This window comes from Lentzea indica (assembly GCF_012184385.1).
In the GTDB taxonomy this organism is placed as follows: domain Bacteria; phylum Actinomycetota; class Actinomycetes; order Mycobacteriales; family Pseudonocardiaceae; genus Lentzea; species Lentzea indica.
Map to the genome: position 1 here is coordinate 30505 of NZ_VSRL01000041.1, position 21909 is coordinate 52413.

At 67.6% G+C, this 21909-nt stretch carries 23 protein-coding genes; 17 read left to right on the plus strand and 6 right to left on the minus strand.

From position 1 onward, the window contains the following. Positions 1 to 408: 408 nt before the first annotated feature. From FXN61_RS14415 to FXN61_RS52075, 3 genes are read left to right on the plus strand one after another with little or no spacing between them, the layout of a single operon-like run. Positions 409 to 1122, plus strand: coding sequence for a response regulator transcription factor (locus FXN61_RS14415; protein WP_167974118.1), 714 nt, complete (start codon positions 409 to 411; stop codon positions 1120 to 1122). 50 nt (positions 1123 to 1172) lie between these two features. Then, the gene (locus FXN61_RS14420) at positions 1173 to 2378 is read left to right on the plus strand and encodes a sensor histidine kinase (RefSeq protein WP_312877722.1); all 1206 of its coding nucleotides are present in this window, start codon (positions 1173 to 1175) and stop codon (positions 2376 to 2378) included. A gap of 8 nt (positions 2379 to 2386) precedes the next feature. Then, positions 2387 to 3169 carry a (deoxy)nucleoside triphosphate pyrophosphohydrolase gene (locus FXN61_RS52075; RefSeq protein WP_312877723.1) on the plus strand — a complete coding sequence of 261 codons (783 nt, stop codon included), beginning with the start codon at positions 2387 to 2389 and terminating at the stop codon, positions 3167 to 3169. On the opposite strand, the gene trpS is transcribed toward FXN61_RS52075, so the two are convergent. Next, positions 3162 to 4085 carry a tryptophan--tRNA ligase gene (gene trpS, locus FXN61_RS14430; protein WP_167974122.1) on the minus strand — a complete coding sequence of 308 codons (924 nt, stop codon included), beginning with the start codon at positions 4083 to 4085 and terminating at the stop codon, positions 3162 to 3164. The genes FXN61_RS52075 and trpS overlap by 8 nt on opposite strands. A 169-nt stretch (positions 4086 to 4254) precedes the next feature. On the opposite strand from trpS, the gene FXN61_RS14435 reads away from it, so the two are divergent. Further along, positions 4255 to 4557 (plus strand): YciI family protein, encoded by a 303-nt coding sequence (locus FXN61_RS14435; protein ID WP_167974124.1) that lies wholly within the window; start codon positions 4255 to 4257, stop codon positions 4555 to 4557. Here the strand turns inward: FXN61_RS14435 and FXN61_RS14440 are convergent. Continuing rightward, on the minus strand, positions 4554 to 5429 hold the full coding sequence (locus tag FXN61_RS14440) for a S41 family peptidase (RefSeq protein ID WP_167974126.1): 876 nt from the start codon (positions 5427 to 5429) through the stop codon (positions 4554 to 4556). The two genes, FXN61_RS14435 and FXN61_RS14440, sit on opposite strands and share 4 nt — an antisense overlap. After that, positions 5426 to 5581: a hypothetical protein gene (locus FXN61_RS14445; protein ID WP_167974072.1), complete on the minus strand. Its 156-nt coding sequence runs from the start codon at positions 5579 to 5581 to the stop codon at positions 5426 to 5428. The genes FXN61_RS14440 and FXN61_RS14445 overlap by 4 nt, the downstream gene beginning before the upstream one ends. Positions 5582 to 5747: 166 nt before the next feature. Between FXN61_RS14445 and typA the strand changes: the two genes are divergently transcribed. From typA to FXN61_RS14490, 11 genes are all read left to right on the plus strand, one after another. Next, a complete protein-coding gene (gene typA, locus FXN61_RS14450) occupies positions 5748 to 7643 on the plus strand; it encodes a translational GTPase TypA (RefSeq protein ID WP_167974128.1) in 1896 nt (631 codons plus the stop codon). Positions 7644 to 7891: 248 nt separating this feature from the next. After that, entirely contained in the window at positions 7892 to 8617 is a 726-nt protein-coding gene (locus FXN61_RS55305) for an ABC transporter substrate-binding protein (RefSeq protein WP_312877724.1), read from the plus strand. Next, positions 8560 to 9552 (plus strand): ABC transporter substrate-binding protein, encoded by a 993-nt coding sequence (locus FXN61_RS14455; protein ID WP_312877725.1) that lies wholly within the window; start codon positions 8560 to 8562, stop codon positions 9550 to 9552. Before FXN61_RS55305 ends, FXN61_RS14455 begins: the two co-directional genes overlap by 58 nt. Before the next feature lie 302 nt (positions 9553 to 9854). Next, the gene (locus tag FXN61_RS14460; RefSeq protein ID WP_167974130.1) at positions 9855 to 11633 is read left to right on the plus strand and encodes an ABC transporter family substrate-binding protein; all 1779 of its coding nucleotides are present in this window, start codon (positions 9855 to 9857) and stop codon (positions 11631 to 11633) included. A 94-nt stretch (positions 11634 to 11727) separates the two neighbouring features. Next, entirely contained in the window at positions 11728 to 12294 is a 567-nt protein-coding gene (locus FXN61_RS56310) for an ABC transporter permease family protein (protein ID WP_376770644.1), read from the plus strand. A gap of 1 nt (position 12295) precedes the next feature. Continuing rightward, entirely contained in the window at positions 12296 to 12724 is a 429-nt protein-coding gene (locus FXN61_RS56315) for an ABC transporter permease (protein WP_376770645.1), read from the plus strand. Position 12725: 1 nt separating this feature from the next. Then, complete coding sequence (locus FXN61_RS14470; protein WP_376770646.1) at positions 12726 to 13649, plus strand: ABC transporter permease; 924 nt, start codon at positions 12726 to 12728, stop codon at positions 13647 to 13649. Continuing rightward, positions 13649 to 14812, plus strand: coding sequence for an ABC transporter ATP-binding protein (locus tag FXN61_RS14475; protein ID WP_167974132.1), 1164 nt, complete (start codon positions 13649 to 13651; stop codon positions 14810 to 14812). The genes FXN61_RS14470 and FXN61_RS14475 overlap by 1 nt, the downstream gene beginning before the upstream one ends. Further along, entirely contained in the window at positions 14809 to 15801 is a 993-nt protein-coding gene (locus FXN61_RS14480) for an ABC transporter ATP-binding protein (protein WP_167974134.1), read from the plus strand. Before FXN61_RS14475 ends, FXN61_RS14480 begins: the two co-directional genes overlap by 4 nt. A 77-nt stretch (positions 15802 to 15878) precedes the next feature. Further along, entirely contained in the window at positions 15879 to 16715 is an 837-nt protein-coding gene (mshB, locus tag FXN61_RS14485) for an N-acetyl-1-D-myo-inositol-2-amino-2-deoxy-alpha-D-glucopyranoside deacetylase (RefSeq protein WP_167974136.1), read from the plus strand. Continuing rightward, on the plus strand, positions 16705 to 17130 hold the full coding sequence (locus FXN61_RS14490; protein ID WP_167974138.1) for a hypothetical protein: 426 nt from the start codon (positions 16705 to 16707) through the stop codon (positions 17128 to 17130). Before mshB ends, FXN61_RS14490 begins: the two co-directional genes overlap by 11 nt. On the opposite strand, the gene FXN61_RS14495 is transcribed toward FXN61_RS14490, so the two are convergent. After that, the gene (locus FXN61_RS14495) at positions 17106 to 17828 is read right to left on the minus strand and encodes a GNAT family N-acetyltransferase (RefSeq protein WP_167974140.1); all 723 of its coding nucleotides are present in this window, start codon (positions 17826 to 17828) and stop codon (positions 17106 to 17108) included. The two genes, FXN61_RS14490 and FXN61_RS14495, sit on opposite strands and share 25 nt — an antisense overlap. A 154-nt stretch (positions 17829 to 17982) precedes the next feature. Here FXN61_RS14495 and fdxA point away from each other — a divergent pair, with 154 nt between their 5' ends. After that, entirely contained in the window at positions 17983 to 18309 is a 327-nt protein-coding gene (fdxA, locus tag FXN61_RS14500; RefSeq protein WP_167974142.1) for a ferredoxin, read from the plus strand. Further along, a complete protein-coding gene (gene dapC, locus FXN61_RS14505) occupies positions 18306 to 19403 on the plus strand; it encodes a succinyldiaminopimelate transaminase (RefSeq protein WP_188135050.1) in 1098 nt (365 codons plus the stop codon). The genes fdxA and dapC overlap by 4 nt, the downstream gene beginning before the upstream one ends. Positions 19404 to 19454: 51 nt before the next feature. On the opposite strand, the gene FXN61_RS14510 is transcribed toward dapC, so the two are convergent. Both FXN61_RS14510 and dapD read right to left on the minus strand, forming a co-directional pair. After that, a complete protein-coding gene (locus FXN61_RS14510; protein WP_167974144.1) occupies positions 19455 to 20360 on the minus strand; it encodes a hypothetical protein in 906 nt (301 codons plus the stop codon). An 82-nt stretch (positions 20361 to 20442) separates the two neighbouring features. Then, positions 20443 to 21408, minus strand: a complete 966-nt coding sequence (gene dapD / locus FXN61_RS14515; RefSeq protein ID WP_312877727.1) for a 2,3,4,5-tetrahydropyridine-2,6-dicarboxylate N-succinyltransferase — start codon at positions 21406 to 21408, stop codon at positions 20443 to 20445. Positions 21409 to 21909 lie beyond the last annotated feature (501 nt).

Consider the following 21909-nt stretch of genomic DNA (forward strand, 5'->3'; position numbering starts at 1 on the left):
TCCCCTCCTCCAAGGGCTTGTGGTTACAGCTTGAAGTGGGGTTGCTGAGATGGTGCTGAGACTAGTCTGACCTGCTGGTTTGTGCTTGTTTCTTGGTCGGGTTGGGGTTGGTTGGCTGGGCGCTCTTGCCGTAGGTGGTTGTTGTGCGATGGCGGGTTGCGGTTGCGTGCTTTCCCCGGGGGCTCTGCCCCCAAACCCCCGGCAATCTGATCGGGGGTCCAGCGCCGTGCGCGGGTTGATGGCACGCCGGTTGCTTACGGCGGCTGCCTGTTGCGTGGGTGGGTTGCGTTTGGTTTGGGGTGGTCCCGCCTGCTGGCTTTGTGAAGGGCGGGCTCGGCTGCGCCTTCGCGGTGGCCTGTTGCTGAGAGGCGGCTGAGATCTTGCGGGCGGTTAGTTGGCTGGGGCGGCATGCTGTGCGGTGTGAAGCCTCGAGTGCTGGTCGTGGACGACGAAGTCGGCGTGCGCCGGGCGTTGGAGCGTGGGCTGGCGGCTGAGGGCATGGAGGTCGTGACGGCCGCTGATGGGCCCACTGCGTTGAGGGTGGCGTTGACCGGGGCCTTTGACGTGGTGCTGCTCGACATCATGTTGCCCGGGCTGTCCGGGTATCGGGTGTTGCAGCGCATGCGGGCTGATGGGGTGCGAACGCCGGTGTTGATGGTGTCGGCGAAGGACGGGGAGATCGACCAGGCGGACGGGCTGGATCTCGGGGCCGATGGGTATTTGGTCAAGCCGTTCAGCTTTGTCGTGCTGGTGGCGCAGGTCAGGGCGTTGTTGCGGCGTGGGGGTGGGGCGCGGCGGAAGTTGACGCTGGGCAATCTCGTCATCGATCGGGGGTTGCGCGAGGTCAGCTGGGCCGGGCAGGACGTGTCGTTGAGTCCTCGGGAGTACGCGGTGCTCGACGTGTTGGCGTCTCGGGCCGGGTCTGTGGTGACCAAGGACGAGTTGTTGCGGGCGGTGTGGGGGGACGAGCAGGCCGCCACTCGGAATGCGGTTGAGGTTTACGTGGGGTACCTCAGGCGCAAGTTGGAGGCGGTTGGGGGTGGGGAGGTCGTGAGGACCATTCGGGGACACGGGTACATCGCGTCCACCCCCGACCTGGACAGCGCGCTGGGGAACAAGTGAACCCTCGCCGCTGGTGGTTGCGGCGGTCGCTGCGTTTTCGCATCACCGTGGTGGCCACGGGGGTGGCGTTGTTGTGTTTGCTGGCCTTCACCGGGCTGGCGCCCGCGTTGATCGGGATCATTCAGATCACGGCGGTGGACCAGGAGCTGGAGAAGGCGCCGGCGCGGGTGTTGGACGTGTCTGGTGTGCCTGTGGACGGGAAGCCGCCGCTTCCGTTGACGGCGCAGGACATTCGGACGTTGAAGTCCGGGGAGCCGGTGCTGCGGCTGGAGGGGGCGTCGGCGTATCGGTTCCGGGGGCGGGTGGTGTTCTCGGGGGACGGGACGCCTCGGCTCGAGGTGTACGCGCACACGTTGCTCGGGTACGAGAACGCCAACACGCTGGGGACGCGGTGGTTGGCGGTCGCGGCGGTGCTGGTGGCCGGGCTTGTGGGGATCGCGACGTGGTTGGCTGTGCGATCGTCGTTGCGGCCTGTCGAGCGGATGCGGGTCGCTGCTGGGGAGTTGCCGCACGGGGAGCGCCTGCCGGTGCCGCCGTCACGGGACGAGTTGCAGGCGCTGGCGCAGGCGCTCAACGCGTTGCTGGCGCGCAGGGACGAGGCGTCTGATCGGCTGCGGAGGTTCACGGGGGACGCGGCGCATGAGTTGAGGTCGCCGGTTGCCTCGGTGCGGGCTCAGGCCGAGGTCGCGGTGGCGCATCCGGATCCGGACTTCTCGATCGAGGTGCTGGAGTCGGTGGTCGAGGAGTCGATCCGGCTCAGCGCGCTGGTGGACTCGTTGCTGATCCTGGCGCGGGCGGACACGGGGAAGCCGTCGCGGGCCGAGGCCGTGGATCTGGTGCTGGAGGCCGAGTCGGCGATCTCCAGGCTCGGGACGGAGTTGCTGGTGCGGCTGAACGCTCCGCCCTCGGCGTGTCTCGTGTCGGCCACCCGGTCCGAGGTCGAGCTGGTGCTGGACAACCTGCTGCGCAACGCGGCGCGGTACGCGTTCTCGACGATCACCCTGACGCTGGTGCCGGTCGGGCGGGACGTGCGGTTGCTCGTGGACGACGACGGGCACGGCATTCCCGTTGAGCATCGGGCGAAGGTGTTCGACAGGTTTTATCGAGTGGAAGAGGATCGCGGGCGCGGGTCGGGTGGCTTCGGGCTCGGGCTCGCGTTGGTGGCGCATCTGGTGCAGCGGCGTGGCGGCACGGTCAGGGCCGCGGAGTCACCTGCCGGTGGTGCGCGTTTGGAGATCCGCTGGCCGTCCTGGTAGCAATCACTGTGCCAGAGTTGCGAGCGTCGGCGCTGGTCGACGCGCCTGTTGCCACTGTTGCCGGTGCCCTGTTGGACACCGCGCTGATCACCGGGTTCGGGGTCAAGGTCCCGGGTCCCTTGCTGTGCGTGGGAGATGTGCTCACCGGGGCGCTGGGTGTGAAGCTGACGGTCACCCGTGCCGATCTGTCCGGTGTGTCGGCCGCTGGGGACTTTCTGGAGCTGCACACGGATCTCGTGGTCACCGGCGCCGGGACGATGGTGATCGACCGCGTCAGCTGGACGACGGTGGGTGGCGTGGTCGGGCGGTTCGCGGACGTCACTGTCGGGCGCGGGATGGCGTTGCGGGTGCTGGAGAAGCGCTCGGCGCTGCTGGCGGAACGGTGCGAGGAGCTCAGAGACGCTCGGGTCGTGGTCGGTGCGGCGATCGTCCGGGGTGGACGGTTGCTGGCTCAGCAGCGGTCCTATCCGGAAAGTCATGCTGGGCAGTGGGAACTGCCCGGCGGACGGGTCGAGGACGGCGAGAAGCCGGAAGAGGCGCTGGTCCGCGAGTGCGTGGAAGAGCTCGGCGTGTCGATCGAGGTCGGCGAGCAGGTCGGGCCGGACGTGCCGTTGCGCAAGGACATGGTCCTGCGGATCTTCGAGGCGAAGCTGGCCGAGCTCGACGGCGGTGAGCCGGAAGCGTTGGAGCACAACGCTGTCCGGTGGCTCACCGCCGGCGAGCTGCCGTCAACGGACTGGCTGCCCGCGGACCGGGTGCTGGTGCCCGCCCTTCAGGAGCTCCTCAACTGAGTCCGGAAAGACGCAGCGCCCCGGCCAGCCGGTGCTGCGCGCGTTCGCGGGCCCTTTCCGCGCCCACCGAGCGGATGCGGTCCAGTTCCGCCGGGTCGGCGAGGAGCTCCAGCGTGCGGTCGCGCACGGGGCGGAGCTCCTCGATCACCGCTTCGGCCACGACGTTCTTGAGGTCGGAGAACCTGCTCGTGTAGTCCTCGGGCTCCTTGCCGGTGCAGGAGGCGAGGATCTCGGTCAGGTTCGCGATGCCCTCGGTGGACGAGACGGCGCGACGGACCTTGCGCCGCACCAGATCCGGTTCGTCGAGCACGAACACGACGCCCGTGGAGCTCTGTGCGGACTTGTCCATCTTGCGCGCCGGGTCCGAGAGGTCCTTGATGCGCGCACCCACCTTCGGCACGACCGCGGTCGGGACGATGAACGCCTCGCCGTAGGCGTTGTTGAAGCGGCGGGCGAGCGCGCGGGCCAGTTCGACGTGCTGGAGCTGGTCCTCGCCGACCGGGACCTCCGCGGTGCCCTGCAGCAGGATGTCCGCGGCCATCAGCACCGGGTAGGTGAGCAGGCTGAGACGCACGGAGTCGCGGCCGAGCGACTTCTCCTTGAACTGGATCATGCGTGCGGCCTCGCCGTACGTGCAGGTGCACTCCAGCACCCAGTTCAGCGCGCCCAGCTCGCGGATCAGATCGCTCTGCACGCACACGCTGGCCGGGTCGATGCCAGAGGCGATGAGAACGGCGAGCTGTTCGCGCGTCATGGATCGCAGACGTTGAGGGTTGTGCGACGACGTCATCGCGTGCAGGTCGCTGATGAAGTACACGTCCTCGTCGGTGCCCTCACGGGCCCACGTCCGCAGTGCACCCAGGTAGTTGCCCAAGTGGACCTGGCCGGAGGGCGTGATGGCGGAGAGCCGGATCATGATGTTGGTCCTTTCGTGAAGGACCGCCCGGACGAAACGCACAAAAGAGCCGCCCGTCTCGGGCGGCCTGTGTTCGCGTCAGCGCACAGCTACTCCGGCCGCCTGAAAGCGGCCCACCAGAAGGCGTTCAGAGTGCGCACGATCAGCAGTATAGGACTACCGTTGAAGGATGTTCATCGTGCTGCTGAAGTACGTCGCGCCACTGGAACAGATCGACTACGCCCTCCCCGACCACCGCGAGTGGGTCGAGAAGCAGTACGAGCGAGGGTTGTTCCTCGCCTCAGGGCGACAGGTGCCGAGGGTCGGCGGCGTGATCATCACGCGCCCCATGCCCCGCGGCAAGCTCGAAGCGCTGCTCGCCACGGACCCGTGGGCCGAGCAGAAGCTGGTCAAGTACGAGATCTGCGAGTTCGAGGCGACGCGGACGGCGCCGGAGCTCGTGAAGCTGAACGAGGCGGTCCTGCAGCACTAGAGTCCGGTCAGCCACGCGATCGCGGTGTCGAGCACGCGATCGTGGATGTCGCCTGAGTTCGAGACCAGCGTCATCGGCGCGATCGGCGCGTTGCCGTAGGTGCGTCCGGTGCGGTCGGCCATGTGCGCGGTGGTGATCGCGAGCCGCGCGCCGTCAGGGAGCGGGAACGTCTGGTTGGCCGTCGCGAAACCGGCGGTCGGCTCGCCGAAGGTGTGGACGTTCTCCGCGCCGAGGAACGAGACCAGCACGGCCTCGCCGGAACTGGCCGTTCTCCCGTTCGTCAGCACCGCCACCGGCCGGTTCGCCGGCTTCGGGATCCTCCTGAACACGAACGTCCTGCGCCGGCCCTGGTAGACGTGCCTGGCGCGGATGCCCCACTCGGTCGTGGTGCCGTCCGGTGTGACGAACGCGCCGGTCTTGCCTTCGCCGAGCAGCGGCGACGCCACCGTGAGCATCGGGTACATGTCGCCACCGCCGTTGCCGCGCAGGTCGACCACCCAGCCGGAAGGCCGCCGCGTGATGAGGCCGCGCATGACCTTGAGACCCGCGGTGACGTAGGCCGAGCGGTTCCGGGACGCGGTTCGTGGAAGCAGCAGGTGCGCGGTGGAACCGATCATCCGGCCCGTTGGGACGGTCACCTTCGGTGACGCGCCTGCGCGGTGGGACGTGATCAGGTGGGTGTGCGGGTTGCCGAGCGTGGCGATCACCTGACGGATCGCGGCGTAGGTGTCCTCAGGAGCGCTCGCGCCGGCCGTGGCGAGGTGAGCTTCAGCACGTAGTGCGGGCCAGTCGGCCTTCGTGCTCTCCATGGAGTGCCGCTCGAGGAGGTCGAGCGCCTTGTCGACGTACGCGCGCACCCGGTCGGCTCTCAAGCGGCCTTCTTCAGCGCCTTCTTGGCCGCCTTCTCCGCCTTCTTCGCAGCCTTCTTCCTGGCCTTGTCCCGCTCCTTGAGCAGGAAGGGCACCGGGCAGCGCTTGCACTGAGGCTTCGACCGGCAGCACTTCTTCTTGAGCTTTTTACCCACTGGTTGCACTCCACTCCGACACGTGTCGCTAGAGTAGGTGAGGCTCACTTCACTAGGCACTCTTGTGTGGTAATGCCGACGCAGCCGGTACTCTGGTGTACGGCTGTGCGCATTGACGTGTCCGGCGCGAGCCCCTCCAACGCCTTCGAAGCTCTAGGAGTTCTGCGTGCCCACGGCCACCGCGCCCGGTCTTCAGACGCGCACTGACCTGCGCAACGTCGCGATCATCGCGCACGTCGACCACGGCAAAACCACGCTGGTCGACGCCATGCTGCGTCAGTCTGGTGCCTTCTCCGCGCGTGCCGAGCTGGTCGACCGGGTCATGGACTCCGGCGAGCTCGAGCGTGAGAAGGGCATCACGATCCTCGCGAAGAACACCGCTGTTCGTCGCCACACCCCTGACGGCGATGTCGTCATCAACGTCGTCGACACCCCCGGCCACGCCGACTTCGGTGGCGAGGTCGAGCGTGCGCTCGCGATGGTCGACGGCGTCGTGCTGCTCGTCGACGCGTCCGAGGGCCCGCTGCCGCAGACCCGCTTCGTGCTGCGCAAGACGCTGGCCGCGGGTCTCCCCGTCATCCTGCTCGTCAACAAGGTCGACCGTCCCGACGCCCGGATCTCCGAGGTCGTCGAAGAGACGCACGACCTGCTGCTCGACCTCGCGACCGAGGTGGGCGCGGACGACTCCGTGCTCGACCTGCCGGTCGTGTTCGCCTCCGCGCGCGCCGGTCGCGCGTCGCTCACCCAGCCGGAGGACGGCGGCCTGCCGGACGAGGAGAACCTGGACACGCTGTTCCAGGTCCTGCTCGACCACATCCCGGCGCCGGTCGTCGAGGTCGACGCCCCGCTCCGCGCGCTGGTGACGAACCTCGACGCCTCGACGTTCCTCGGCCGCATCGCGCTCTGCCGCATCGCCGCGGGCAAGATGCGCAAGGGCGAGATCGTCGCCTGGTGCCGTGAAGACGGCACGACGCAGCGCGTCAAGATCACCGAGCTCCTCATCACCGAGGCGCTCGACCGCATCCCCGCGGAAGAGGCCAGCGCGGGCGACCTGGTCGCCATCGCCGGCATCGCGGAGATCACCATCGGTGACACGCTCGCCGACGTCGACGACCCGCGTCCGCTGACCCGGATCACCGTCGACGAGCCCGCCATCTCGATGACCGTCGGTGTGAACACCTCGCCGCTCGCCGGTCGCAACGGCGGCACCAAGCTGACCGCGCGCGTGCTCAAGGCCCGCCTCGACGCCGAGCTCGTCGGCAACGTGTCGGTCCGCGTGCTGCCGACCGAGCGTCCCGACACCTGGGAGGTGCAGGGCCGCGGTGAGCTGGCGCTGGCCATCCTGGTCGAGCAGATGCGCCGCGAGGGCTTCGAGCTGACCGTCGGCAAGCCGCAGGTCGTCACGCGGATGGTCGACGGCAAGATCCACGAGCCGTTCGAGCGTCTGACGATCGACGCGCCGGAGGAGCACCTCGGCGCGATCACGCAGCTCCTGGCGAACCGCAAGGGCCGCATGGAGAACATGTCGGGTCACGGCTCGGGCCGCATCAAGCTCGACTACGTCGTGCCGTCGCGTGGCCTGATCGGCTTCCGCACCGAGTTCCTGACCGAGACCCGCGGCACCGGCATCGCGAACGCCGTGGCCGAGGGCTACGGCCCGTGGGCCGGCGAGATCCGCACCCGTCACAACGGCTCGCTGGTCGCCGACCGCACCGGTTCGGTCACCGCCTACGCGATGATCCAGCTCGCGGACCGCGGCACGTTCTTCGTCGAGCCGGGCGCGGACGCGTACGAGGGCATGGTCGTGGGCGAGAACCCGCGCTCCGAGGACCTCGACGTCAACGTGTGCCGTGAGAAGAAGCTCACGAACATGCGCACCTCCACCGCCGACGTGATGGAGACGCTGGCCCGCCCGCGCAAGCTGTCGCTCGAAGAGGCGCTGGAGTTCTGCGCCGTCGACGAGTGCGTCGAGGTGGCGCCGGAGGTCGTGCGCGTGCGCAAGGTGACGCTGGACGCGAACCTGCGTGGGCGTGAGCGCTCGAAGTTGAAGCAGCGCGGCTGAGTCCGACGCTGACGTAACGCCTGACGGGGCGGCTGGGCCAGTGGCCTGGCCGCCCTTCGTCGTGTCCGGGGCGGCGTTTCAACGACCGAAAACCAGCCGATCCCAGGGCGAACCACCCGACCAGGTGAGCCGTACTACCCACCGTGCGAGCAACCCTCCATCCACCCGGCACGTCCACTCTAGTGGCGCGGGTGACAAAACTTGGGTTGCCCGAACGTCACCACCGTTCTTCTGGCAATGTGAGGACCATGAGGCGACTCGGGGGAGTGCTGGCTGCTGCCGTCCTGTGCGGCACAGCCGCGGCGTGCACGAACGCGCCGCCTCCGCCCCTGGTCCCGAAGTCCGAGGCCCCCGTCATCACCACCACGGGGCCGAAGGTCACCGAGATCGTGGTCGGCGTCGACGACGTGGCCGGCGGTTACAACCCGCACTCCCTCGCGGCCCAGAGCCCCATCACGACCGCGCTGAGCTCGCTCCTGCTGCCATCCGTCTTCCGGCCGGGCGCGGACGGCGCCCCGCAGCTCGACCGGAGCATCATGGTGAGCGCGAAGGTCACCAAGGCCGAGCCGTTCACGGTCACCTACACGATTCGCAAGGACGCCAGCTGGTCCGACAGCGCGCCGATCGCCGCCGAGGACTTCTACTACCTGTGGCAGCGTATGCGCGTCGAGCCCGGTGTTGTGGATCCGGCGGGTTACCGGCTCATCAACAACATCACCGCGCGTGAAGGCGGCAAGGTCGTCGAGGTCGCGTTCGGCAAGCCGTTCCCCGGCTGGCGGTCGCTCTTCGCGAACCTGTTGCCCGCGCACCTCCTCAAGGACGCTCCCGGCACGTGGTCGAACGTCCTGAGCACCGGCTTCCCCGCCACCGCGGGGCCGTTCCAGATGCGCTCGCTCGACGAGCGCGCGGTGAGGTCGTGCTCGAGCGCAGCGATCGGTACTGGGAGGTGCCGACGACGCTCGACCGGGTCGTGATCAGGCGTGCCACGCACAGCGCGATGGCCGAGTCATTGTCCAAAGGGGACAATCAGGCTGTTCTGCTCAGGGCCGACGCCGCGGACGTGAACCTGCTCAAGGACATCCAGAACCTCACCACGAAACCCGTGCCGCGCAACGAGGTCGTGCAGGTCCTGCTCCGGCCGGCCAGTCAGCAGCTCGCGGACGTCAAAGCGCGCAAAGCGATCGTGGCCGCGCTCGACAGGGACGCGCTGATCGCGTCCGGCACCCAGAGCGGGCCGAGCACGCAGTTCCGGGCCGACTCGTACGTCGTGCCGCCGAGCCGCGCCGGGTACCAGGCGACCATCACGGGCAACACGCTCAACGCCGCTGTCGCCGACCAGCTCCTCACCGAGGCCGGGTACGTGAAGACCGGAACCGAGTGGCAGAAGGCCGGCAAGCCGCTCAAGCTCAAGATCGCCGCGCCGGAGAAGTCCGAGCCGTACGTCAGCATCGCGAACCGGATCAAGGCGCAGCTCACCGAGCGCGGCATCGCCTCCGAGGTCGTCACGCCGAACGCCGAGGACCTGTTCAGCAAGCAGCTCACCGAGAAGGACATCGACATCGCCGTCGTGCCGCGGGTGGACGCCGGTGACTCGGCGGCGGGGCTGGCGAGTGCGTACGGGTGTGTCGGCGACGCGCCGGACGGGGCCACGCCCAGCCCGCAGAACCCGGCCGGGTTCTGCGACCCGGCGATCCAGACGGACATCGACGCCGCGTTGAACGGCAAGGTGCTGCTGTCGGACGTGCTGGTGCGGATCGAGCCGCAGATCCAGGCTCAGGCCGTTTCGGTGCCGTTGTTCCAGGTAGTCGATCTACTTGGTGTGTTGCCCACCGTTTCGGGGGTCGACACCGGCGCGCCGCTGGCCGGCGTGCTCAGCGGTGCACCCGAGTGGCGGCGTCTCGACAAGTAGCCAACGGGTGGGAAAACCGTTGCGCGGACGATTCCCTCGTTGCTACGTTCGGCCGCCGTCGTTGACAGAATTTCATTCGCCCGGTCAACGAACGCTGGCGCCCGGTAATCGGGCCATCGCGGCGCGCTACAACCTGTTTCCATTGGGTCACGATCGCCCTGTCAGGTAGTGACCGCTCCCTCACCAGGTTCTTACCGTGCTGCCCACGATGTGCCGGTTCGGGGCGCATTTGGCACATCTCGGTTTATGGGCGTGCATGCCGACCTGGCCACGGCCGCCCAGTGCTAGGAGGGCACGTGTCGATGAGGAGAACCAAAGCACTTCCGGCGATTGCGCTGGTTGCCAGCGCGTCTCTCGTGCTGGGTGCGTGCGGTGGTGGCGGCGGGACCAACGATGCTGATGGTGGCGACGCCACCATCGCGGAGATGGCGGTCGCCCGCGGTGAGTCCGCGGACGGCTACACCGCGCCGGAGACGAAGCAGAGCGGCCAGATCGTGGTGTCGACGGACAAGCCGTTCACCGCGTACAACAACGCGACCGAGGACGCGAACCAGTCCTACAACACGTTCGCGCTGGTCCTCGTGCAGCCTGGTGCGCACATCCTGAACGGCAACAACAAGTACAGCCTGAACAAGGACGTGATGGAGAGCGTCGAGGTCACCTCGAAGTCTCCGCAGGTTGTCACTTGGAAGCTGAAGAAGGGCGTCAGCTGGTCCGACGGCGAGGCCTGGGACTGCGACGACTTCTACATGGCTTGGTTCACCCAGAGCAACTCGGCGAAGAAGGCTGACGCGAGCAAGTACTTCAAGCCGGCCGGCAGCACCGGCTACGACCTGATGACCGGTGAGTGCAAGGACGACCAGACGTTCGTCGGCACGTTCGCCGCGCCTTACCCGGACTACATCGGCTTGTTCAACAACGACGTTCTTCCCGCGCACATCCTGGAGAAGACCGCCGGCATCGCCGATGTCACCAAGCTGAACAAGGACAGCGCCGCCGCTGACATCCAGAAGGCTGCTGACTTCTGGAACGAGAAGTGGAACGGCTTCACCAAGGAGCTCATGCCGGGCGCCGGTCCGTACGTGCTGACGGGCTTCGAGCCGAACCAGTCGGTGACGCTGGAGCGCAACCCCAAGTGGGTCGGCAAGCCCGGCGGACCCGAGAAGATCGTGCTGAAGGCGGTCTCGGACCCCGTCGCGCAGGCGCAGGCGCTGGAGAACGGTGAGGTCGCCGTCAACTCCATGGCCCAGCCCGACGCGAACGCCGCCACGAAGCTGAAGGGCCTCAACGCCCAGGGCATCACGTTCGGCGCGGGCCCCGGCCTGTCGTTCGAGCACTTCGACATCCAGATGAAGCACCCGGTGCTGTCCAAGGAGGAGGTCCGCAAGGCCTTCTTCATGTGCGTCAAGCGCCAGGACATCATCGACAAGCTGATCACCGAAGTGCAGGCCGACGCCAAGCCGCTCGGCAGCCTGATCTTCTTCCCGAAGGACGAGGGCTACAAGGACGTCTACGGCGACAAGGCCAAGGGTGACCCGGCCGCGTCGAAGAAGATCCTCAGTGACGCGGGCTGGACGCAGGGTGCCGACGGCGTGTTCGCGAAGGACGGCGTGCGTGCCTCCTTCCGGATCAGCCACACCGACATCCCGCGGCGCAAGCAGACCGTCGAGCTGGTCCAGGGTCAGTGCAAGGAAGCCGGCATCGAGATCAAGGACGACACCGACCCGAACTTCCTCGACGAGCGCGTGAGCCAGGGTGACTACGACGTCGCGCTGTTCGCGTGGTCCGGTGGCCCTCTCAAGAGCGACAAGAAGTCGATCTACGAGACCGGCGGTGGCCAGAACTGGCAGAACCTGAGCGTCCCGGCGGCGGACGAGGCCTTCAAGTCGGGCGTGTCCCAGACGACGATCGCGGACTCGCTCAAGTACTTCCAGAAGGCCGATGAGGAGATCGCGAACGCCTACGGTTCGCTCCCGCTGTTCCAGATGCCGAACATGTGGGCCTTCAAGGGTCTCGACCGCGTGTACTTCCAGAGCTACTACGGCGCGTTGTGGAACGCCAACGAGTGGCAGACCAAGTAATTCGCCATAGCTGAAGTGCGCAACGCCTGACCGGGCGGGGCCGGACCACGAGTCCGGCCCCGCCCGAGCCGGGTTGCCCCCTAGGAGCCCCGCCGTGATCCGCTACATCATTCGACGGCTGCTGATCTCGATACCGATCCTCCTGATCGGCAGCTTCGCCTGTTACGTCCTCGTCGCCACCGCCGGCAACCCCTTGGCGGAAATGCGATTCCGGCCTGGCGTCACCGAAGCCGACATCAAGGCCGCGGAGATCGCCCTGGGCTTGGACAAGCCCGTGATCGTGCGTTACTGGAACTGGCTCACCGACTTCCTGTCCGGTGACTGGGGCCAGAGCATCGCCCTCGGCCAGGCCAAGACCGCTGTCTTCCCGGCCGTCACCGACGCGCTGTGGACGACCGGACGCCTCGTCATCGGCGCCGAACTTCTCGCTCTCACACTGGGTGTCTCGGTCGGCGTGCTCGCCGCCGTGCGCCAGTACTCGATCTTCGACTACCTCGCCACCAGCACCGCGTTCCTCATGTTCTCGATGCCGATCTTCTGCGTCGCGGTCATCGTGAAGAACTACGGCATCCAGTTCAACAACGTTCTGGAGTCGATGGGGCTGGACCGGTGGCTCACCACCGCGGCCGCGGCCGGGTGGCTTCAGCGGCAGCTTCAGTGAAGTGATCTTCAAGTACACCGGCACGTTCCTGCTGCCGACGCTCGCGCTGATGCTGATCAGCTTCGCTGCGTACAGCAGGTTCGAACGTGCGTCCATGCTGGAGATCCTGCACTCGGACTTCGTGCGCACCGCGCGGGCGAAGGGCATCTCGCAGAGCCGGGTGATCTTCCGCCACGCGTTCCGCAACGCGCTCATCCCCGTCGCCACGCTGTTCTCGCTGAACTTCGGTGCCGTGTTGTCCGGCGCGATCATCACCGAGACCGTGTTCGGCTGGGCCGGCATGGGCACGTTGCTGGTGAACTCCGTGCGCCAGTTCGACCCGCCGATGCTGATGGGCTGGCTCGCGGTCACCGCGACGTTGATCGTGCTGTTCAACCTGATCGCCGACGTCGTGTACGGCGTCCTCGACCCTAGGATTCGCCTTGGCTAACATCAACTTGGCGTCCGAGGGCGGCGTGGTCAACAGCGCTCCGCAGTCCGACTCCCACGAGTTCGACGCCACCAAGACCCGCACACAGGGCCAGCTCGTCCTGCGGCGCTTCCTGCGCCACCGGCTCGCGATGGTGAGCCTCACCGTTTTCGTCTTCCTCGTGCTGTTCGCGTTCGTCGGCCCGTTCATCTGGACCTATGACTTCGAGGACGTGTCCAGCAAGTCGTACCAGCCGATGAGCGGCACCCACCCGCTCGGCACCACGCAGGTCGGCAAGGACATGCTGGCGCTGCTCATGCGCGGCACCGCCTACTCGCTGCAGATCGCGTTGATCGTGGCCGCCCTGGCGACCGCGGTCGGCGTGACCTTCGGTGCTCTGGCCGGATATCTGCGCGGCTTCGTGGACACGGCGCTGATGCGCCTGGTCGACCTCCTGCTGATCATCCCTCAGATCGCGGTCGCCGCGATCGTCGTGAAGGGCTTCTCCGGCAGCTGGTACGTCGTCGCGCTGGTGCTTGCCGCGTTCGCCTGGATGCAGATCGCCCGCATCACCCGCGGCGAGACGCTTTCCCTGGCACAGCGGGAGTTCGTCGAAGCGGCACGAGCCTGTGGCGCCAGCACTCCGCGCATCATCTTCAAGCACCTCGTGCCGAACATGATCGGCAGCATCACGGTCAACGCCACGCTGGCGATCGCCGCCGCGGTGCTGACGGAGGCCGCGCTGTCGTTCCTGGGACTGGGAGTCCAGCCGCCGGACACCTCGCTCGGCGTGATCGTGCTGGAGAACTACGGGCAGTTCATGAACCGGCCGTGGCTGTTCTGGGGTCCGTTCATCGTGCTCGTGTCGCTTTCCCTGGCCGTCAACTTCATCGGTGACGGCCTACGCGACGCGTTCGACCCGCGGCAGACGAAGGTGCGTGCCTGATGACGACTGTTTCCGAACTGTCGGAGGACTTCCTGCCCTCCAACACCACCGCACCGCTGCTCTCGGTCAAGGACCTGTCGGTCACGTTCCCGACCGACGACGGCGACGTCCGTGCCGTGCGCAACGTCTCGTTCGACCTCAACCCCGGTGACGTGCTGGGCATCGTCGGCGAGTCGGGCTCCGGCAAGTCCGTGTCCTCCATGGCGATCATGGGCCTGCTGCCCAAGAACGCGATCATCGAAGGTTCGATCCGCTATCGCGGTGAGGAGCTGAACGGCCGCACCTACAAGCAGATGCAGCCGTTCCGCAGCAAGCACATCTCGATGATCTTCCAGGACCCGATGACGTCGCTGAACCCCGTCTACACCGTGGGGTGGCAGCTCGCGGAGACCTACCGCGCGCACCACAACGTCTCCAAGAAGGCGGCGTGGGCCAAGGCGGTCGAGGCGCTGGAACTGGTCGGCATCCCGCAGCCGGACAGGCGCGCTGCCCAGTACCCGCACGAGTTCTCCGGCGGCATGCGGCAGCGCGTAGTGATCGCGATGGCGATCATCAACGACCCCAGCGTGATCATCGCCGACGAGCCGACCACCGCGCTCGACGTGACGGTGCAGGCGCAGATCCTCGACACCATGCTGCGCCTGCAGTCCGAGACCGACGCGGCGATCGTCATGATCACGCACGACCTCGGCGTGGTCGCGGGCATGGTCAACCGCGTGCAGGTGATGTACGGCGGCACCGTGGTCGAGTCCGGCCCTGTCGACGACGTCTTCGAACGGCCTCGGATGCCTTACACGGTCGGGCTTCTCGGCTCCGTGCCGAACCCGGCCACCCTGGGCAAGCGGCTCACCCCGATCAAGGGCGCGCCGCCGTCCCTGGTGAACCTGCCGACCGGGTGCTCGTTCTCGCCGCGTTGCCCGCTCGTCATCGACGTGTGCCACGAGTGGGAGCCGGAGCTGGAAGAGGCCGGCGCGGCGAACCACACGACGCGGTGCCACCGCTGGGAGCACCTCGCGACCATCGATCGGCCGCAGAAGCTGTTCCTGCACGACGAGATCGGCACGGTGGAGAACCCGGCGGTGTTCGCCGCGGCCAACCCCGACGAGTCGCTCGAAGTGACCACCGTGCACGGATCTTTGGTGTCTGATGAGGAGTCGAAGTGACCGCTCCGCTGTTGGAGGTCACGGACCTCGTCAAGGAGTTCCCCGTGCGGGGCAACGGAATCATCCCGCGCAACATCGGCACGGTGCAGGCCGTGTCCGGGGTGTCGTTCACGCTGCACCCCGGTGAGACGCTCGGCCTGGTTGGCGAGTCCGGCTGTGGCAAGTCCACGACCGGACGCGCGATCCTGCAGCTGCACAAGCCGACCTCGGGCTCGGTGAAGTTCGAGGGCCGCGAGCTCACTTCCATGAGCAACAAGCAGTTGCGTCCGTTGCGCAAGGACATCCAGATCGTCTTCCAGGACCCGTACGCGTCGCTGAACCCCAAGTGGCAGGTCAACGACATCATCGCGGAACCGTTGCGGATCCACGGTGTCGAGGGCGGCGTGCAGAGGCGGGTCAACGAGCTGATGGAGCTCGTGGGTCTCAACTCCGAGCACCGCAACCGCTACCCGCACGAGTTCTCCGGCGGTCAGCGGCAGCGCATCGGCATCGCGCGGGCGCTCGCGCTCAACCCGCGCTTCCTGGTGCTGGACGAGCCGGTGTCCGCTTTGGACGTCTCGGTACAGGCCGGTGTCGTGAACCTGTTGGAGGAACTGCAGGAACGGCTCGGGCTGGCGTACCTGTTCGTGGCGCACGACCTCTCGGTGGTGCGGCACATCTCCGACCGCGTCGCGGTGATGTACCTCGGCAAGATCATCGAGATGGGCGAGCGCGAGGCCATCTACAACAGGCCGATGCACCCGTACACGCAGGCGTTGCTGTCCGCGGTGCCGATGCCCGATCCCAAGCAGGAGCGCCAACGCCAGCGGATCGTACTCACCGGTGACGTGCCGTCGCCCGTCAATCCGCCGTCGGGCTGCCGGTTCCGCACCCGGTGCTGGAAGGCGCAGGACATCTGCGCCACCGAAGAACCGAAGCTGGAAAGGCGGGGTGCGCCGGACGGAACGTTGTCCGCGTGCCACTTCGCCGAGGAACGCTCCGTGGTTTAGAAGCCTTACAGACCAATTGAGATCCTTAGCAAAGGCCGCCTTTATCATCAGGTGAAGGCGGCCTTTACTCTTTTCCGGTGACGCTGACTGCCCCACCTCGGTTGCTCTTCGTGCACGCCCACCCGGACGACGAGAGTCTCTGGACCGGCGGCACCATCGCGCGCTACGCATCGGCCGGCGCGCACGTCACCGTCGTGACCTGCACGCTGGGCGAAGAAGGCGAGATCATCCCGCCCGCGCTGGCGCATCTGGCCGCCGACGCCGCCGACCAGCTGGGCGGGTACCGCGTGGGTGAGCTGAGATCAGCCTGCGCCGCGCTCGGCGTGACGGACCACAGATTCCTCGGTGGCATCGGCCGCTGGCGCGACTCCGGCATGGTCGACGTGCCGTCCAACGCGCACGCGCGCGCGTTCATCCAGGGCTCGCTGGACGACCAGACCGCCCAGCTCGTCGAGATCCTGCGCGAGGTCAAGCCTCAGGTCGTCGTCAGCTACGACGCGTTCGGCGGCTACGGCCACCCGGACCACATCCGCGCGCACGAGATCACGGTGGCCGCGTGCGCCCAGGTCTCCGAGGTCGAGCGGGTCTTCTACGCGGTGACGTCCCGCGACGCCACGAAGGCCGGTGTGGCCGCGCTGGAGAACGTCCCCGAGTCGTTCCGGCTGCCGGAGCCCGGCGAGCTGCCGGTGACCCCGGACGAGGACATCACGACCGTGATCGACGTGTCCGAGCACCTGGCGGCAAAGCGCCGTGCGTTGCGTGCACACTCGACACAGGTCAGCGTGTGGGACGCCGGCTATGCGTTGTCGAACGGCGTTGCACAGCCGTTGGTCGGCAGCGAGTTCTACGTGCTCGCCAAGGGCTCGGCGGAGGGCGCGGCCACAGACTTGTTCGGAGGATTGGGTGAGCGTTAGCTCGCGAGTGCTGCTTCTGCTGCTTCTGTGCGTCGAGGCAGCAGTGCTCGCCGTGCTCGAAACGTTCTTCCTGCCCGTCCGCCTGGACGGCACGCTGCTGCCGCGCCTGGGCGACATCCCGTTCCCGATCACAATCGCGGTGGCCGTCATCACCACGCCGATGCTGGTGCAGTGGGCGGCCACCCTGTCAGGGCGGGTCGCGGCCGCCGCGGCCCCGCTCATCGTGTGGTTCTTCACGATCTTCACGCTCGGCTTCCTCGAGCCGGGCGGCAACGGTCAGTTCCTGCTGGGCGACTGGCGCACGCTCCTGCTGATCGCGGGTGGCGCGCTGCCGGGCGCGGTCGCCGTGGGGGCCGTGATGGCCCGCAACGCGGCGCACCGGCCGGGTCTCTACGAGACCGCGGGGATCCAGTAGCGGTAGCGGTGGTGCTCGGTGCAGCCGAGCTCCTCGTACAACCTGATCGCCGGCTCGTTGTGCTCGGCGACCTGCAGCACGCACGTCGTGGCGCCCTGCTCCAGGCCCCAGCCCGCCAGCTCGCCCATGAGGCGCCTCGCGAGGCCCTGGCGGCGGTGTGACGGCCGCACGGCGAGGCGGGCGACATGCAGCAGGTCTTCGACGACGGCGCCCCTCACAGCCGCGATCACCGTGTCGTTCTCGATGATGCTCGCGAAGCACACGTTGCCACCGCTGCCGAGCACGTGCCGCTGGGCGGAGGAGACCTCGGATCCTGCCGTCAGTTCCCACCATCCGGGAAGATCACGATTCTCGGCCACGCCGTCGGCGAACTTCTCCAGCGGGCCGGTCATCACCTGCGACTCCGCGCCGCCCGGATGATCGAGATCGACGCGCCAGCCTGAAGCCGCGATCGCCTGTTCGTGCACTGAGCCGTTGACTACATGAGCAGTGGGTTTGATGCCGTGCTCTCGCGCGAACCCTTCGATGACGGTCAGCGCACCCGGGATCGGCAGGCCGGGATCACCGCAGGTCAGCGTGCTGTTGGCGCGGCCGGTGAAGCCGGCGGCCGCGCGCATCAACCAGTTTCCGAGCGGGACTTCTGCCAGGGCGGGCCATGCTCGCGCGCAGAGCGACTCCAGGTGATCCACGGTGTGCACACGTTCATCCTGACTCCGTTGGCCAGGGAATTTATGGGCAGGTGTTGTGACGTGGCACACCGTGCAGCTAAGGCAAGCCTGACCGGGTGATACTCGAACGTGCCGCGTACTCTCCGGCTTGCGCGGTGTGGACCAGAGGAAGTTGGAGAGCGCAGTGACCTATGTGATCGCCCAGCCGTGCGTGGACGTGCTCGACAAGGCGTGCATCGAAGAGTGCCCCGTCGACTGCATCTACGAAGGCGACCGGATGCTCTACATCCACCCCGACGAGTGCGTGGACTGTGGCGCGTGCGAACCCGTGTGCCCGGTGGAAGCCATCTACTACGAGGACGACGTCCCCGATGAGTGGAAGGACTACACCAAGGCCAACGTGGACTTCTTCAACGAGCTCGGTTCGCCCGGTGGCGCGTCGAAGGTCGGCAAGGTGAGCGCCGACCCGCCGATGATCAAGGAGCTCGAGCCGCAGGCTGAGGGGCATTGATTCTTTCGCGCAGGGGGCCGGCGCTGCCGGACTTCCCGTGGGACTCCCTGGCTGACCACGCCGCCAAGGCGCGCAAGCACCCGGGTGGCGTGGTCGACCTGTCGGTCGGCACGCCCGTCGACCCGGTTCCCGCGGTGATCCAGTCCGCACTGTCGTCGGTCGCCGACATCCCCGGTTACCCGACCACCCACGGCACGCCAGAGCTGCGCGCGGCCTTCGTCGCCGCCGTCGAGCGGCGCTACGGGATCGTCGGACTCTCGGCTGACGCGGTGCTGCCCACGATCGGCTCCAAGGAGCTCGTGGCGTGGCTGCCCACCCTGCTCGGCGTCGGGCCCGGCGACATCGTGGCCGTGCCCTCCGTGGCGTACCCGACCTACGAGGTGGGCGCGCTGCTAGCTGGCGCGATCGTCGTGCGTCTCGCCGATGGTGAGAAGCCGCCGGCGGGCACTCGGCTGGTGTGGCTGAACTCGCCGTCGAACCCGACCGGTCGCGTGTTGTCGGCAGAGCAGCTGCGTGACGCCGTTGCCGCCGCTCGCGCTGTCGGTGCCGTGGTGGCGTCGGACGAGTGCTACCTGGCTCTGCCGTGGGACGCCTCGCCGGTGTCGGTGCTGCATCCGTCCGTTGTGGACTCCTTCGACGGTGTGCTCGCCGTGCACTCGCTGTCGAAGTCGTCGTCGCTGGCGGGCTATCGGGCCGGGTTCATCACCGGTGACCCTGAGCTGATCTCGGGTTTGCTGGAGCTTCGCAAACACGCAGGGATGATCGTGCCGCGTCCGGTGCAGGAGGCCATGCGGGCCGCCCTGGAGGACGACGCGCACGTCGCCGAGCAGCGCTCGCGGTATCTCGCCCGTCGCGAGGTGCTGAAGCCGGCGCTGGAGGCGGCCGGGTTCACCGTGTCGCACTCCGAGGCGGGGCTCTACCTGTGGTCGTCACGCGGTGAGGACGCCTGGGAGACGATCTCCTGGCTGGCCGATCGCGGCATTCTCGCGGCTCCCGGCACGTTCTACGGCCCAGCTGGCGCCCAGCACGTGCGGATCGCGCTCACGGCCACCGACGAGCGGATCGCCGCGGCCGCCGAGCGCCTCAAGGCTTGAGGCGCGGTCAAGGCCCAGCGGGCGAGCGGTTCGCGGCTGCGGCCCGGCACATCAGGGCTTGAGAGCCGACCAGACCCTGCGGGTGAACTGGTTCGGCGGCACCGAGTCCGTGGTGAGCCGGACACTGGTGCTGATCTCCTCGCCGCTGAGGCCCAGGCCCAGCACCAGGTGCCAGTGCAGGTCCCAGAGATCCTGAAACGCGTCCAGCTCCACGTCGGCGTCCGCGCTGACGTGGAGCACCGACGGTTCCGCGATCCGGACGACGCGCTCGACCGCCCGCACGTCCCGCGTGTTCGTGCGGAAGCTGAACGCCAGGTCGACCGTCTCGCTGTCGAGCCCGTACGTCGCGTACGAGTGACACCTGTGGTGTGGCAACGACAGCGGCTGGTTCGTCTCCAGGTAGAGGTCGCCCTCGAACCTCAGCGTCGGCGAGTGCTGGCTGAGCGTGGCGCGGGCGCTGACGAACTCCCAGCCGGGCATGTCCAGCTTGGGCACCAGCAGTTCCAGCACTTCTCCACGTCTGGCGCTTCTCGTGCGTTCGCCTGAGCGCCACGGGATTTCCCTGCTGTAGGGCTCTTTCTTCGTGACGAACACGTACGGGGCGCTGTCGGTTTGAAGGCTCAGGACGACCACGGTCCTGCCCGACGACCAGTTGAACGCCACAGTGGTGAGGCCGGGCGCGACGCCGTCGAAGTGGCTTTCGACCTTCGGCCACCAGCTGGAGAGTTCCTCGGCCAGGGCGCCTTTGACGTACCGGCCCTTCTCGTCGACGCCGACGATCCACATCGCCTCCGACCCGCGCGCGGCGTTGCACAGCGCGGCGATCTGGCGTGCGGCCTTGCCGTGGTCGATCGGCCACTGCGTCTTGAACTCCACGAAGGAGTCCTCCGACTGCGCTCCCTCCAGGGCACGCTCGATCGCGGCGCGAGCGTTCAACTCGATCCGCTGTTTCAGCACGTGCACCTCCTCGGATAGTGCCTCAAGATGGCACGGGCCCAGCCTGCCTCAGCAGACCGGGCCCCAGACATCGATTTCTCTCTCAGTCGTTCGCGTGCAGTGCGGCGTTCAGTTCCACGCCGGTGCCCTTGCGGGCTTTGACCTTCACCGTGCCGGTCACCGAGTCCCGGATGAACAGCAGGTTCGACTGGCCGCTGAGGGTGATGGCCTTGACGACCTCGCCGTCGGGGAGCGTGACCTTGGTGCCCGCGGTGATGTAGAGGCCGGCCTCCACCACGCAGTCGTCGCCCAGCGAGATGCCCAGGCCCGCGTTGGCGCCGAGCAGGCAGCGTTCGCCCAGGGAGATGACCTGCTTGCCGCCCCCTGAGAGGGTGCCCATGATCGAGGCGCCGCCGCCCACGTCCGAGCCGTCGCCGACCACGACGCCGCCCGAGATGCGGCCCTCGACCATGCTGCTGCCCAGGGTGCCGGCGTTGAAGTTCACGAAACCCTCGTGCATGACCGTGGTGCCCGCCGCCAGGTGGGCGCCCAGGCGGACTCGGTCGGCGTCGCCGATCCTCACGCCGGACGGGACCACGTAGTCGACCATCCTCGCGAACTTGTCGACGCTGTAGACCGTGACCGGGCCCCTGGTGCGGAGCCTCGTACGGGTCTGTTCGAAGCCGTCCACCGCGCAGGGGCCGTGGTTCGTCCAGACGACGTTGGTGAGCAGGCCGAAGAGGCCGTCCAGGTTGGCGCCGTGGGGCTTGATCAGGCGGTGGCTGATGAGGTGCAGCCTCAGCCAGACGTCGTAGGTGTCTTGTGGGGCGGCTTCGAGGTTGATTGCTGCTCGGACTCCTACTACCTCTACGTCTCGCTCCGGGTCCTCGCCCAGGAGCTTGGCCGCCGATTCGCCCAGGGTTTCTGCGATTTCCGCTGACGACAGGCGGGTTGTGCCCAGGTCTCCTGCGTCTTCTGCGTCGCCCAGGGTTGGGGACGGGTACCAGGTGTCCAGGACGGTGCCGTCTGGGGTCACTGTGGCCAGGCCGATGCCGTATGCGGTGCTCACGGGGGTGAGCCTAGTCCGGGCGCCGTTTTTTCGTATGGTCGTCCCCCTGTGTCGTTGGCGGCTGCCGGTTTCGTGTTCGTAGGTGGTTGGGTTGCGTGGTTGTGTGGCGGTTGGGGTGGGTTTTCCTGGGGCTCCGCCCCAGACCCCGCCAATCTGATCAAAGACCTGTCCAGCGCCGCCTGCGGGTTGATGGCACGCCTGTTGCTTTTGGCGGCTTGCTGTTGCGTAGGTGTTTGGGGTGTGGGGTGGTCCCGTCACGAGTCGCACGGAGGCAGCCACACCCAGGGAGGAGAGTCAAGTCGACGAAAAGCGTGTCGACTTGACTCTCCTCCCTGGGCGCGGCAAAACGCGTCAGCACGACTCGTGACGGGACCACCCCACCGGCGTTGTGTGTGAAGGGCGGGCTCGGCTAATGAGTGCTGAGCCGGCCGTTTCTGGCAGGCTCGGCCTGTGGCCGCTGGTGGGTGAGCACTCTGGCTCGGTGGAGTTGTGGAGTCCTTG